Source organism: Pseudomonas sp. IT-P260 (genome assembly GCF_949768395.1).
In the GTDB taxonomy this organism is placed as follows: Bacteria; Pseudomonadota; Gammaproteobacteria; order Pseudomonadales; family Pseudomonadaceae; genus Aquipseudomonas; species Aquipseudomonas parakoreensis.
In genome coordinates, this window is the sequence record NZ_CATKPO010000011.1 from 105,124 (window position 1) to 118,769 (window position 13,646).

Below are 13,646 nucleotides of genomic sequence, written 5' to 3' on the forward strand. Positions count from 1 at the left end.
AACAGGTGAATTTCGTGAGCCAGCCTACGCCAGCCGTGCGTACCTTCCAAGACTTGATCCTCGCGCTCCAGCAATACTGGGCCGAGCAAGGTTGTGTGGTACTTCAGCCCTACGATATGGAAGTAGGCGCCGGTACTTTCCACACCGCGACCTTCCTGCGCGCCATCGGCCCGGAAACCTGGAACGCCGCCTACGTGCAGCCAAGCCGCCGTCCGACTGACGGCCGCTACGGGGAAAACCCGAACCGTCTGCAGCACTACTATCAGTTCCAGGTGGTCCTGAAGCCGAACCCGGACAATTTCCAGGAACTGTACCTGGGCTCGCTCAAGCATGTCGGCCTGGACCCGCTGGTCCACGACATTCGCTTCGTCGAAGACAACTGGGAATCGCCGACCCTCGGCGCCTGGGGTCTGGGCTGGGAAGTCTGGCTCAACGGCATGGAAGTGACCCAGTTCACTTACTTCCAGCAGGCCGGCGGCATCGAGTGCTACCCGGTCACCGGTGAAATCACCTACGGTCTCGAGCGTCTGGCCATGTACCTGCAAGGCGTGGATTCGGTCTACGACCTGGTCTGGGCTGACGGTCCGTTCGGCAAAGTGACCTACGGCGACGTGTTCCACCAGAACGAAGTGGAGCAGTCCACCTACAACTTCGAACACGCCAACGTCGACAAACTGTTCGAACTGTTCGACTTCTATGAAAGCGAAGCCAAGCGCCTGATCGAACTCGACCAGCCGCTGCCGTTGCCAAGCTACGAAATGGTCCTGAAGGCCTCGCACACCTTCAACCTGCTGGATGCGCGCCGGGCGATCTCGGTGACCGCGCGTCAGCAATATATTCTGCGAGTTCGCACCCTGGCGCGTTCCGTTGCGCAAGCCTACCTGCTGGCGCGCGCCAAGCTGGGCTTCCCGATGGCGACCCCGGACCTGCGTGACGAAGTACTGGCCAAGCTGGAGGCTGCACAATGAGTGCTCAAGATTTTCTGGTTGAACTGGGCACCGAAGAACTGCCGCCAAAAGCCCTGAACACCCTGGCTGAAGCGTTCCTCGCCGGTATCGACAAGGGCCTGCAAGCTGCCGGCCTGAGCTACGAAAGCAAAACCGTCTACGCCGCGCCGCGTCGTCTGGCCGTGCTGATCACGGCGCTGGCCACCCAGCAGCCGGATCGCAGCATCAACCTCGACGGCCCGCCACGTCAGGCCGCTTTCGACGCTGAAGGCAACCCGACTCAGGCAGCCCTGGGCTTCGCCAAGAAGTGCGGCGTCGAGCTGAGCGAAATCGACCAGAGCGGTCCGAAACTGCGTTACAGCCAGAACATCGCCGGCAAGCCGACCGCAAGCCTGCTGCCGACCATCGTCGAAGATTCGCTGAACGACCTGCCGATCCCGAAACGCATGCGTTGGGGTGCGCGCAAGGAAGAGTTCGTGCGTCCGACCCAGTGGCTGGTGATGCTGCTAGGTGACCAGGTCATCGACTGCACCATCCTTGCTCAGAAAGCGGGCCGCGACTCCCGTGGTCACCGTTTCCATCACCCGGAAAGCGTGCGCATCGGTTCGCCGTCGAGCTACCTGGCCGACCTGCGTGCCGCCTACGTGCTGGCCGATGCCAACGAGCGTCGCGAGATCATCAGCAAGCGCACCGAAGAGCTGGCGACCCGTCAGGAAGGCACGGCAATCGTGCCGCCGGCGCTGCTCGACGAAGTGACCGCGCTGGTTGAATGGCCGGTGCCGCTGGTGTGCTCGTTCGAGGAACGTTTCCTCGACGTGCCGCAGGAAGCGCTGATCACCACCATGCAGGACAACCAGAAGTACTTCTGCCTGCTGGATGCCGAGGGCAAGTTGCTGCCGCGTTTCATCACCGTGGCGAACATCGAATCCAAAGACCCGCAGCAGATCATCGCCGGTAACGAGAAAGTGGTTCGCCCACGCCTGACCGACGCCGAGTTCTTCTTCAAGCAAGACAAGAAGCAGAAACTCGAAGATTTCAACCTGCGCCTGCAGAACGTGGTGTTCCAGGAAAAACTCGGCAGCGTCTACGACAAGGCCGAGCGCGTTTCGAAACTGGCGGCATACATTGCCGCGCGCATCGGCGGAAACGCTTCGTGGGCGGCCCGCGCCGGCTTGCTGTCGAAGTGCGACCTGGCCACCGAAATGGTCGGCGAGTTCCCGGAGATGCAAGGTGTCGCCGGTTACTACTACGCGCTCAATGACGGCGAGCCGGAAGATGTCGCGCTGGCGCTGAACGAGCAGTACATGCCACGCGGTGCCGGTGCTGAACTGCCGGCGACCCTGACCGGTGCCGCTGTCGCGATCGCCGACAAACTCGACACGCTGGTCGGTATCTTCGGTATCGGCATGCTGCCAACCGGCAGCAAAGACCCGTATGCCCTGCGCCGTGCGGCGCTGGGTGTGCTGCGCATCCTGATCGAGAAACAACTGGATCTGGACTTGAATGACGCCGTGGCCTTCGCCGTGACTGCGTTCGGCGCCAAGGTCAAGGCTGCCGGTCTGGCCGATTCGGTGCTGGAATTCATCTTCGACCGTCTGCGGGCGCGTTATGAAGACGAAGGCGTGGATGTCGCCACCTACCTGTCGGTCCGTGCCCTGAAGCCGGGTTCGGCGCTGGACTTCGACCAGCGTGTGCAAGCGGTACAGGCCTTCCGCAAACTGCCGGAAGCGGCGGCGCTGGCGGCGGTCAACAAGCGTGTATCGAACCTGTTGAGCAAAGTCGAAGGCTCGGTGCCGACCGTGGTCGAGGCCAAGTACTTCGACAACGCCAACGAGTTCTCGCTGTACTCGGCGATTCAGCAAGCGGATCAGGCGGTGCAGCCAATGGCCGCAGCGCGTCAGTACAACGAATCGCTGGCGCGTCTGGCGGCATTGCGTGAGCCGGTGGATGCGTTCTTCGACGCGGTGATGGTCAATGCCGAAGACGCCAAGGTCCGGGCCAACCGCTACGCGCTGCTCGCGCGTCTGCGTGGCCTGTTCCTCGGGGTTGCCGACATTTCGCTGCTGGGTTGAGGGACTGCTGTTGAAACTGCTGATTCTCGATCGGGACGGAGTGATCAATTACGACTCCGATGCTTACATCAAGTCGGTGGAAGAGTGGATTCCGCTGCCCGGCTCGATCGCAGCGATTGCGCAGTTGAGCAAGGCCGGCTGGACGGTGGCGGTGGCCACCAACCAGTCGGGTATTGCTCGCGGCTACTACGACCTCGCCACCCTCGACGCCATGCACGCGCGCTTGCGCGCACTGGTGGCGGAGCAGGGCGGTGAAGTCGGGCTGATCGTGTATTGCCCGCACGGGCCGGACGAAGGTTGCGACTGCCGCAAGCCGAAACCGGGGATGTTGCAAACCATCGCGGCGCATTACAACGTGGCGCTGACGAATGTCTGGTTCGTCGGCGACAGCCTTGGTGACCTGGAGGCCGCCAAAGCCGTCGATTCACAGCCCGTTTTGGTAAAGACCGGGAAAGGCGAAAAAACTCTGGGCAAGACCCTTCCGGTCGGCACCCTGATTTTTGACGATCTGGCGGCGATTGCCGCAGAACTTATCCACAACTAGAGTGCTTCTGAAGTTCCTGACCAGGGATTGATCGGGAGTGCGCTTGAACAGTCGGGCAGTGCCCGTAACGGTAAACGTCGCCATGTCGATACTGCAGGCCATCAGAATTTTTCTCTTTTACCTGCTGCTGGGCACCACTGCCTTGCTGTGGTGCAGCCTGAGCTTTTTTATCGCGCCCTTTCTGCCGTTCAAGGCGCGTTATCGTTTTATCAACGTGTACTGGTGCCGTTGCGCCTTGTGGTTGACCAAGGTGTTTCTCGGCATTCGTTACGAAATCAAAGGCGCGGAAAACGTGCCGGACCGGCCCTGTGTGATTCAGTCGAACCACCAGAGCACCTGGGAGACGTTCTTTCTCTCCGCCTATTTCTCGCCCTTGAGCCAGGTGCTCAAGCGCGAATTGTTGTACGTCCCGTTCTTCGGCTGGGCCATGGCCATGCTGCGGCCGATCGCGATTGACCGCGACAACCCGAAAGCCGCACTCAAGCAAGTCGCAGCCAAAGGCGATGAGCTGCTCAAGGACAACGTCTGGGTATTGATCTTTCCGGAAGGCACCCGCGTTCCCCACGGCACTATTGGCAAGTTCTCGCGCAGTGGCAGCGCCTTGGCGGTGAATGCGGCGCTTCCGGTCCTGCCGATTGCACACAATGCCGGCAAGTTCTGGCCGAAAATCGGCTGGGGCAAGAAGCCGGGTGTGATCACCGTGGTCATCGGTCAGCCGATGTACGCCGAAGGCACTGGACCTCGCGCCATTGCCGATCTGAACGACCGGGTACAGGCCTGGAATGAACAGACTCAGCGCGAAATGGGTTCGCTGCCACCGGCGCCGCAGGCACCTGCCGCGAATGATCAGCTGGCTGTCTGAGGTTTTGTGGATAACCTGTGTACGGTTTTGTAGAAAAAGCCTGAATATTGAAAGTAACTTATTGATTTACTTATATATTTCTCAAGCTCATAAAACGCCGTAAAAGGTGCATAAGTTTTTTTCGGAAGTAAAGAAACCGGCTGATATAGCCGGTTTTTTGTGCCTGTTCACTCGGCCATCAACGGTAGCTGCAGCCGGAACGTAGTGCCTTGATCGACGATGCTGTGGCACTCGATGCGACCGCCATGATGATCGATCACTGCCTTGACCATCGACAGCCCCAGACCGATACCATCAATTCCCTGCGCCGATGAAAATCGTCGGTATTGAGTGAACAGATCCGGCAGTTCCTCGGCGGCAATGCCTTTGCCCTGATCAGTCAATTCACAGCACAGCCACTCACCTTGGCAACTGACGCTCAACTGAATCGTGGTGCCTGCCGGGCTGTACTTGATGGCGTTTTCCAACAGGTTGAACAAGGCCCGGGTCAACAGGCCTTGATCCGCGCTGATCAGGCGTTCCTGGGATTGCTCATCCATCGCGTGCAACAGTTTGATGCTTTTCTGCTGAGCAATGGGCAGCGCCTGATCCAGCACGTCCAGCACCAGCATCGCGAACAGACTGGGTTGAAACTGGTAAGCCTCAGATTCCGCACGGGCCAGCAACACGAAACCATCGGTCAATTCCAGCGCGCGGCGTACCTGGCGTTCGATCTGTTCGAACAGCGGTGAGTCCGCTCCGGCTTGATGGCGATGCACATCGAGCAGGGCCAAAATCGCTGAATGTGGGGCACGCAGGTCGTGAGAAAGAAACCGCAACAAGACCCCACGCTGTTCTTCGGCGGCGCGTTCGGCACTCAGGTCGGTGAGGCTCAGTAGCCAGCCGATCGGCGTATCGCCATCCACCGGCAGCAAAGCCGCCCGTTCCAGACGCAAGCTGCGTTCCTTGTGATCGCGAAACTCTAGCAGGGCCAAGGTAGACAATTCCGGGCGTGGCTCTGTGGACAACTCCGGATAACCGAGGCGGGCCAGTTGCTCGAGGACGTCGTCGCCAACCAGCGGGTGATCAAACAATACCCGCGCCTTGCGATTGCCGAGCAGGATCTGCCCCTTGGGATCGCTGATCAGGGTCGCCACCGGCAGGTATTCCAGACCGTCGGCAATGAAGCGCCGGGTATCGCGCGTGCGGCTCATGGCTTGCTCCAGCGCCATGATTTGGCCCTGCAGCTGGTCAGCGCTGGTGAATTGCGCGCGGCGCCGTTCCGGGAATACTTTCGGCTCGCGATCCAGCCGTGCCAGCTCCCAGCCAAAGTACGTCAGCACCACGCTCAGGCGCCGCCAGTTCCAGACCAGGTAGCCGAACAATATGCCAAGCGCTGCCGGCGTCGGTGACCACCAGTGTCGAACTTCCGCCAGTCCGGCGCTGGTGAGCAGCACACCCGCCACCCCGCCCAGCGTTACCCAGATCGCCCAGCGCGGACGCCACGGCAGCAAACCGAGGACAACCGCCAGCCATCCCGCCGAAAGCAACGCGCTCCAAACCGGTGACGCATCGTGCAGATTGATCTGCGCGCGATACGACAACAGGGCAGTCAGCGGCAACAGCACTAGACTTATCCACAACCACTCACGCCCCAATCGCCGAAACAGGCGCTGAACCTGACTCGGCTCGCGGCTTTCACGCCGACGCGGGCTAATCATGACAAACAGGGCAGGGGACAGTGAATGGTTTCATGGGCCACAGGTCTGAGGATGTAGATCCGAAGAATCATAGCGGACGTCGACCCATGGTGAACGGCTTACTTTTATTGCTCAGGCCGAGCCGTTAACGTAGCCGGCCACTGCCCAAGCAACAAGGAACCCACGCATATGCGCGTTGCGATACTGGATGATGAACCCGCCGAACTGCGTCGGGTCGAGCAAACCCTGCAGCAGATGGCTGCAGTGGGAGAGCAGCCTTGGTCGCTGCACAGCTTCGAACGGGGTGAGGACCTATTGCGCCAGTTGCGTCGGGACACCTTCGACTTGCTGATCCTCGACTGGCAACTGCCCGACATCACTGGCCTGGCGCTGCTGCGCTGGACCCGCGAACACATGGAGTCGCCGCCCGCCGCGATCATGCTGACCAGCCGCGACGGCGAAAGCGATATCGTCCAGGCGCTGAACGCCGGTGCCGACGATTACGTCAGCAAGCCTTTCCGCCCCAACGAGCTGAAAGCCCGAGTCGCCGCCGTCCTGCGCCGGCACAGCCAGCCACGCAGCAGTGCTGGCGAAGTCCTGACCTTCAATGACCTGACATTCGACGATGCCGAACTGAGTGTCACCCGCGAGGGAAAGTCAGTCGTCATGACCGAACGTGAATACCGCCTGGCGCGGTGCCTGTTCAGTAACCTGGGTCGGCCGTTATCGCGGGAGTATCTGTACGAACGCTTCTGGCCGCATGAAGAAGTCGCGTCATCACGGCCGCTGGATACGCACATCTATCGCCTGCGCAACAAACTGGGACTGACGGCGGATCGCGGTTGGCAGTTGCTGACGATTTATGGGTATGGGTATCGGTTGGAGAGTGTGGCGGTTGCATCCGAGTAAAAATCAAAAGATCGGACCGCGTTCGGACGATCTTTTGATCGGCCAATAAAAAGGCCAACGCTTGAGCGTTGGCCTTTTTGTTTGACGCCGACCGGGATCAGAAATCCAGGTTGGATACCGCCAACGCATTGCTCTCGATGAAGTCACGGCGAGGTTCGACCGCATCACCCATCAGGGTGTTGAAGATCTGGTCTGCGCCAATGGCGTCTTCGATGGTGACTTTCAGCATGCGGCGCACGCTTGGGTCCATGGTGGTTTCCCACAGCTGATCCGGGTTCATTTCGCCCAGACCTTTGTAGCGCTGGATGGTGTGGCGCTTGGTGCTTTCGGCCATCAGCCAGTCGAGGGCTTCCTTGAACTCGGTGACCGCTTTCTTGCGCTCGCCGCGCTGGATGTACGCGCCTTCGTCGAGCAGTGTGCTCAGTTGAGCGCCGAGGGTGACGACGGTCTTGTAGTCGTTGCTGCCGAAGAAGTCGCGGTTGAAGGTGACGTAGTTCGACAGACCGTGGGAAATCAGCTCGACCTCCGGCAGCCACACGCCACGTTCACGGTCTTCACGCAGGCTGGCCTTGTAGACCAGGCCCGACTTCTCGACGGTGCGCAGACGCACTTCGTACTGGGCCAGCCAGTCTTGCATCTTGGCGTGGTCGCCGAGCATTTCCAGGCTCACGGCCGGCAGGTAGATGAAGTGCTCGGTCAGCTCCTGCGGGTACAGGCGCGACAGACGCTTGAGGGTTTTCATCACCATGCGGAAGTCGTTCACCAGACGCTCGAGCGCCTCACCGGAAATGCCCGGGGCCTCTTCGTTCAGGTGCAGGCTCGCATCTTCCAGGGCCGACTGCGTCATGTACTCTTCCATGGCGTCGTCGTCTTTGATGTATTGCTCTTGCTTGCCTTTCTTGACCTTGTACAGCGGCGGCTGGGCGATGTAGATGTAACCGCGCTCGATCAGCTCCGGCAACTGACGGAAGAAGAACGTCAGCAGCAGGGTACGGATGTGCGAACCGTCGACGTCAGCATCGGTCATGATGATGATGTTGTGATAGCGTAGCTTGTCGATGTTGTACTCTTCGCGACCGATACCGCAGCCCAGTGCGGTGATCAGGGTGCCCACTTCCTGGGACGAGATCATCTTGTCGAAGCGTGCTTTCTCGACGTTGAGGATCTTGCCCTTCAGCGGCAGGATCGCCTGGGTCTTGCGGTTACGTCCCTGCTTGGCAGAGCCGCCCGCGGAGTCACCTTCCACGAGGTACAGTTCGGACAGCGCCGGGTCTTTTTCCTGGCAGTCAGCGAGCTTGCCCGGCAGGCCGGCGATGTCCAGCGCGCCTTTGCGGCGGGTCATCTCACGGGCCTTGCGCGCCGCTTCACGGGCACGCGCCGCGTCGATCATCTTGCCGACAACCAGCTTGGCTTCGTTCGGGTTTTCCAGCAGGAAGTCGGAGAAGTACTTGCCCATCTCCTGCTCGACCGCAGTCTTCACTTCGGAAGACACCAGCTTGTCTTTGGTCTGCGAGCTGAATTTCGGATCCGGCACTTTCACCGAAATGATCGCGGTCAGGCCTTCACGGGCATCGTCACCGGTGGTGGCGACTTTGTGCTTCTTCGCCAGACCTTCCTGCTCGATGTAGTTGTTCAGGTTACGCGTCAGTGCGGAACGGAAACCCACCAAGTGAGTACCGCCATCGCGCTGTGGAATGTTGTTGGTGAAGCACAACAGATTCTCGTTGAAGCTGTCGTTCCACTGCAGGGCGATTTCCACGCCGATGCCGTCTTCACGCTGGATGTTGAAGTGGAACACCTGGTTGACCGCAGTCTTGTTGGTGTTCAGGTATTCAACGAACGCACGCAGGCCGCCTTCGTACTTGAACAGCTCTTCCTTGCCGCTGCGCTCATCCTTGAGGACGATGCCGACACCGGAGTTGAGGAAGGACAGTTCACGAATGCGCTTGGCCAGGATGTCCCAGCTGAAGTGAATGTTCTTGAAGGTTTCGCTGGAAGCCTTGAAGTGGATCTGGGTCCCGGTGGTTTCGCTGTCGCCAACGATCGCCATCGGTGCCTGAGGCACGCCGTGGACGTAGGTCTGTTCCCAGATCTTGCCGCTGCGGCGTACGGTCAGTACCAGCTCTTCGGACAGTGCGTTCACAACCGACACACCTACACCGTGCAGACCGCCGGAGACCTTGTAGGAGTTGTCGTCGAACTTACCGCCAGCATGCAGGACGGTCATGATGACCTCGGCGGCGGAAACGCCTTCCTCCTTGTGCACGTCTACCGGGATGCCACGGCCGTTGTCTTTAACGGTGATGGACTCATCCGGGTGGATGATGATGCTGATGTCGTCGCAGTGGCCGGCGAGGGCTTCGTCGATCGAGTTGTCGACCACTTCGAACACCATGTGGTGCAGACCGCTGCCATCGTCAGTGTCACCAATGTACATACCGGGACGTTTGCGTACGGCATCCAGGCCTTTCAGCACTTTAATGCTCGTTGAGTCGTACGTATTTTCTTCGCTCAATGCCTTCACTCCCGATGGTCGTGGGTCTGGGTGATACGGCCCTGTTCCACGTGGAACAGAGCGACTGGCGTTTCCGTCTGCCAGCCTTCCCTCAATAATTCGTGATCTACACAGGTGATGAAAACCTGGCAGCGTAAGTCTTCCAGCAAGCGGCACAGCGCGCGACGGTGGCTCTCGTCCAGCTCGGACGGCAAGTCATCCACCAGATAAATACACTGCCCGCGTCGGGCCTGGCTCACCAGATGCCCCTGGGCAATTCGCAAGGCACAAACCACCAGCTTCTGCTGACCCCGGGACAAGATGTCCGCGGCATTGTGTGCGCCCAATCTAAGACGCAAATCAGCCCGTTGCGGTCCGGCCTGGGTATGACCCATTTGCTGGTCCCGTTGCACGGAGCCAGCCAGTACGGCACTCAATTCCCGGTCCTTGTCCCAGCCTCGGTAATAGCTGAGCGTCAAACCTTCAAGCTCAACCAGTTCGCTCAAGGTTTGTTCAAAGACTGGTTTCAAGGCTTTGATGTAAGCGCGGCGGTATTCATCGATTTCAGCGCTGGCCTGGCACAGTTCCCTGTCCCAAACCGCTTGCGAAACGGCGTCAAGTGTACCATGCCGCAGCCAGGAGTTTCTCTGGCGCAAGGCCTTCTGCAAACGCTGCCAGGTCGCCATGAAACGCGGCTCGACATGGAACACGCCCCAATCCAGAAACTGCCGGCGAATCTTCGGCGCGCCTTCGAGCAGGCGGAAGCTATCGGGGTTGATCAACTGCAGTGGCAGGATCTCGGCCAATTGCGCAGCGCTGCGGGCGTTCTGCCCGTCGATGCGAATCTGAAACTCGCCCTGACGGTCGCGAGATATGCCCAACGCACTGTGGCCACCCTCGGCCAATTCGACCTGACCGAACACCGTGCAGGCGAGTTGCTCGTACTGGATGACCGGCAACAGCCGCGTGCTACGAAACGAACGGGCAAGCCCCAGCAGATGAATGGCTTCCAGAACACTGGTTTTGCCGCTGCCGTTGGCGCCGTAAAGAATGTTGATGCGGGGGGAGGGGGAGAAGGTCACCGGGTGCAGATTGCGCACCGCGGTGACCGAAACACGACTTAACGACATCCAGGATCAGCTGATTACAGACGCATCGGCATGACAACATAAGCCGAGTCGTCATTGTCGGACTCTTGCACCAGCGCACTGCTGTTGGAGTCGGACAGGATCAGGCGAACCTGTTCGGTGGTCATCACGCCCAGCACGTCGAGCAGGTAGCTCACGTTGAAGCCGATTTCCAGCGAACCGCCGTTGTATTCAACGCCCACTTCTTCTTCCGCTTCTTCCTGCTCCGGGTTGTTGGCCTGGATCTTCAACTGACCGTTAGCCAGTTGCAGACGGATACCACGGTATTTCTCGTTGGACAGAATTGCGGTACGGCTGAAGGCTTCACGCAGTGCTTGACGATCGCCCAATACCAGCTTGTCGCCGCCCTTCGGCAGAACGCGCTCGTAATCCGGGAACTTGCCGTCGACCAGCTTCGAAGTGAAGGTGAATTCGCCGGTGGTGGCGCGGATGTGGTGCTGACCCAGAACGATGCTGACATTGCCATCCGGCTCGGTAAGCAGACGCGCCAGTTCCAAAATGCCTTTGCGCGGCACGATCACTTGGTGGCGATCCGGCTGTCCGATATCGGCCTGCATCGAGCACATCGCCAGACGGTGACCGTCGGTGGCCACGGCACGGATCACACCAGCCGAGACTTCCAGCAGCATGCCGTTGAGGTAGTAGCGCACGTCCTGCTGGGCCATGGCGAAGCTGGTGCGTTCGATCAAACGACGCAGTTTGCTTTGCTCCAGGCTGCAGGTCAGCGAACCCGGGCCTTCCTCAACCGTCGGGAAATCGTTGGCCGGCAGGGTCGACAGGGTGAAACGGCTACGACCGGCCTTCACGACCAGTTTTTGCTCATCGACCTTGATGTCGATCAGTGCGTCGTTGGGCAGGCTCTTGCAGATGTCCATCAGCTTGCGCGCAGGCACGGTGATGGACCCGGTTTCGGCCGGTTCTTCGAGTTGCACGCGCCCCACCAGCTCGACTTCCAGGTCGGTACCGGTCAGCGACAGCTGCTGGCCGTCGACGACCAACAGCACGTTGGACAGTACCGGCAAGGTCTGTCGGCGCTCGACGACGCCTGCGACCAGTTGCAGGGGTTTCAACAGGGCTTCGCGTTGAATGGTGAAATGCATGGTCTAGTCCCTTGCCTTAATAAGCTGCGCTGGTGTTCATCAAGTGGTCAGTGTACGCAGCAGGTTCTTGTAGTCCTCGCGGATGTCCGCGTCGGATTCCTTAAGTTCGTTGATCTTGCGGCAGGCGTGCAACACCGTCGTGTGGTCGCGACCACCAAACACATCGCCGATTTCCGGCAGGCTGTGGTTGGTCAGCTCCTTGGACAATGCCATGGCCACCTGACGCGGACGTGCCACCGAGCGCGAACGACGCTTGGACAGCAGGTCGGAAATCTTGATCTTGTAGTACTCGGCGACGGTGCGCTGAATGTTATCCACAGAGACCAGTTTGTCCTGCAGTGCCAACAAGTCCTTCAGGGATTCGCGAATCAACTCGATGGTGATGTCGCGGCCCATGAAGTGCGAGTGGGCGATCACGCGTTTCAGCGCACCTTCCAGCTCGCGGACATTGGAACGAATTCGCTGGGCAATGAAGAACGCCGCGTCGTGAGGCAACTCGACTTTGGCCTGATCAGCCTTCTTCATCAAGATCGCCACGCGGGTTTCAAGCTCCGGCGGCTCGACGGCAACCGTCAGACCCCAGCCGAAGCGGGACTTGAGGCGCTCTTCAAGGCCTTCGATTTCTTTCGGATAGCGGTCGCTGGTAAGAATGACCTGCTGGCCACCTTCAAGCAGGGCGTTGAAGGTGTGGAAAAACTCTTCCTGGGAACGCTCTTTACGGGCGAAGAACTGAATATCGTCAATCAGCAGAGCGTCCACCGAACGGTAGAAGCGCTTGAATTCGTTGATCGCGTTCAGTTGCAGCGCCTTGACCATGTCGGCCACGAAACGCTCGGAATGCAGGTACACGACCTTGGCATTCGGGTTCTTCTTTAATAGATGGTTACCCACAGCGTGCATCAAGTGGGTTTTACCCAGGCCGACGCCGCCATAAAGGAACAGCGGGTTGTAACCATGCTTGGGATTGTCCGCCACCTGCCAGGCCGCCGCGCGGGCGAGCTGGTTGGACTTGCCTTCGACGAAATTCTCGAAGGTGAAGGTGCGGTTCAGGTAACTGGTGTGCTTGAGCGCGCCTTCCACCTGCACCGTGCGCTGTTCGGCGCGAACCGGGGCCTGTTGTGAGGCCGCACCGGCCATCGGGTCGAAGCTGTCGCGGGACGGCTCTTCACTGACTTCCTCGGTTTTCTGCGTCGAGCGCTTGGCCGGGGCTGCACTTGGAGCCGGGGCTGGCGCACTGGCCGGCGCGGTATTGGCCTGAGCCTGGGATACCTGCGCAGCGGCCAATGGCGCATTCGGCGCGGCACGCGGTGCAGAGCTGCGTTTGCTGCCTATTAATAAGGAAAGCGCTGGCGCCATGCCATTGCCGTGCTCATCCAGCAGTTCAAGGACGCGACCGAGGTACTTTTCGTTGACCCAGTCCAGCACAAAACGGTTCGGTGCGTAGACGCGCAACTCGTCGCCTTCGGCTTCGACCTGTAGTGGACGGATCCAGGTGTTGAATTGTTGGGCAGGCAGCTCTTCGCGCAAAAGCTCCACGCACTGCTGCCAAAGTTCCACTGACACGGATATCCCCTAAGTTGAAAGCCGGTGAGGCAAAAACAAGCGGCCATTGTAGCGGCGAGCCGTCCAGTTATCCACATGCAGGTTGTGTGGTGAACATGATTAATCAACGTGTTAACCGGTAAAAAGGCGACCAACGGTGTGTGCATAAGCTCTGTGGATAACCGCCTCTGAGAGCACTGGACAACTGGGGGTGGAACTCGGTGGATAACCAGCCTGTGGATAACAGGCCATTCCACACACAGGTTATCCGACAGCGCAGCACAGGCTGAACACGGTTTTCCACCGTAGTTGTCATTCTCTGTACATCACGCTTTATAAGGGCTGAGCA

Annotated in this window: 10 protein-coding genes; 5 read left to right on the top strand and 5 right to left on the bottom strand. The window is 59.5% G+C overall.

Annotated elements, in window-relative coordinates:
* The first annotated feature begins 14 nt into the window (after window positions 1-14).
* From glyQ to ACM6HV_RS07435, 4 genes are all read left to right on the top strand, one after another.
* Window positions 15-968, top strand: a complete 954-nt coding sequence (glyQ, locus tag ACM6HV_RS07420; RefSeq protein ID WP_003187265.1) for a glycine--tRNA ligase subunit alpha — start codon at window positions 15-17, stop codon at window positions 966-968.
* A complete protein-coding gene (gene glyS, locus ACM6HV_RS07425; RefSeq protein ID WP_041073609.1) occupies window positions 965-3,019 on the top strand; it encodes a glycine--tRNA ligase subunit beta in 2,055 nt (684 codons plus the stop codon). Before glyQ ends, glyS begins: the two co-directional genes overlap by 4 nt.
* A 4-nt stretch (window positions 3,020-3,023) precedes the next feature.
* The gene (gmhB, locus tag ACM6HV_RS07430; protein ID WP_174377011.1) at window positions 3,024-3,563 is read left to right on the top strand and encodes a D-glycero-beta-D-manno-heptose 1,7-bisphosphate 7-phosphatase; all 540 of its coding nucleotides are present in this window, start codon (window positions 3,024-3,026) and stop codon (window positions 3,561-3,563) included.
* Window positions 3,564-3,645: 82 nt separating this feature from the next.
* Window positions 3,646-4,425 carry a lysophospholipid acyltransferase family protein gene (locus tag ACM6HV_RS07435; protein ID WP_414903863.1) on the top strand — a complete coding sequence of 260 codons (780 nt, stop codon included), beginning with the start codon at window positions 3,646-3,648 and terminating at the stop codon, window positions 4,423-4,425.
* A 167-nt stretch (window positions 4,426-4,592) separates the two neighbouring features.
* Here the strand turns inward: ACM6HV_RS07435 and ACM6HV_RS07440 are convergent, their stop codons facing one another.
* Window positions 4,593-6,125, bottom strand: coding sequence for an ATP-binding protein (locus tag ACM6HV_RS07440; protein WP_414903864.1), 1,533 nt, complete (start codon window positions 6,123-6,125; stop codon window positions 4,593-4,595).
* 168 nt (window positions 6,126-6,293) lie between these two features.
* Between ACM6HV_RS07440 and ACM6HV_RS07445 the strand changes: the two genes are divergently transcribed.
* A complete protein-coding gene (locus tag ACM6HV_RS07445) occupies window positions 6,294-7,013 on the top strand; it encodes a response regulator transcription factor (RefSeq protein WP_414903865.1) in 720 nt (239 codons plus the stop codon).
* A 97-nt stretch (window positions 7,014-7,110) separates the two neighbouring features.
* On the opposite strand, the gene gyrB is transcribed toward ACM6HV_RS07445, so the two are convergent.
* The 4 genes from gyrB to dnaA are packed head-to-tail and all read right to left on the bottom strand — an operon-like array spanning window position 7,111 to window position 13,318.
* Window positions 7,111-9,528: a DNA topoisomerase (ATP-hydrolyzing) subunit B gene (gene gyrB / locus ACM6HV_RS07450; RefSeq protein WP_007960764.1), complete on the bottom strand. Its 2,418-nt coding sequence runs from the start codon at window positions 9,526-9,528 to the stop codon at window positions 7,111-7,113.
* Between the two features lie 5 nt (window positions 9,529-9,533).
* Window positions 9,534-10,637, bottom strand: a complete 1,104-nt coding sequence (gene recF, locus ACM6HV_RS07455) for a DNA replication/repair protein RecF (RefSeq protein ID WP_003220208.1) — start codon at window positions 10,635-10,637, stop codon at window positions 9,534-9,536.
* A gap of 14 nt (window positions 10,638-10,651) precedes the next feature.
* The gene (dnaN, locus tag ACM6HV_RS07460) at window positions 10,652-11,755 is read right to left on the bottom strand and encodes a DNA polymerase III subunit beta (protein ID WP_003220202.1); all 1,104 of its coding nucleotides are present in this window, start codon (window positions 11,753-11,755) and stop codon (window positions 10,652-10,654) included.
* 39 nt (window positions 11,756-11,794) lie between these two features.
* Window positions 11,795-13,318, bottom strand: coding sequence for a chromosomal replication initiator protein DnaA (gene dnaA / locus ACM6HV_RS07465; protein WP_041073598.1), 1,524 nt, complete (start codon window positions 13,316-13,318; stop codon window positions 11,795-11,797).
* Window positions 13,319-13,646 lie beyond the last annotated feature (328 nt).

Coding starts and splice junctions, on each gene's coding strand:
- glyS (WP_041073609.1), top strand. CDS start 965: ATGAGTGCTCAAGATTTTCTGGTTGAACTGGGCACCGAAGAACTGCCG.
- ACM6HV_RS07435 (WP_414903863.1), top strand. CDS start 3,646: ATGTCGATACTGCAGGCCATCAGAATTTTTCTCTTTTACCTGCTGCTG.
- ACM6HV_RS07440 (WP_414903864.1), bottom strand. CDS start 6,125: ATGATTAGCCCGCGTCGGCGTGAAAGCCGCGAGCCGAGTCAGGTTCAG.
- ACM6HV_RS07445 (WP_414903865.1), top strand. CDS start 6,294: ATGCGCGTTGCGATACTGGATGATGAACCCGCCGAACTGCGTCGGGTC.
- recF (WP_003220208.1), bottom strand. CDS start 10,637: ATGTCGTTAAGTCGTGTTTCGGTCACCGCGGTGCGCAATCTGCACCCG.
- dnaN (WP_003220202.1), bottom strand. CDS start 11,755: ATGCATTTCACCATTCAACGCGAAGCCCTGTTGAAACCCCTGCAACTG.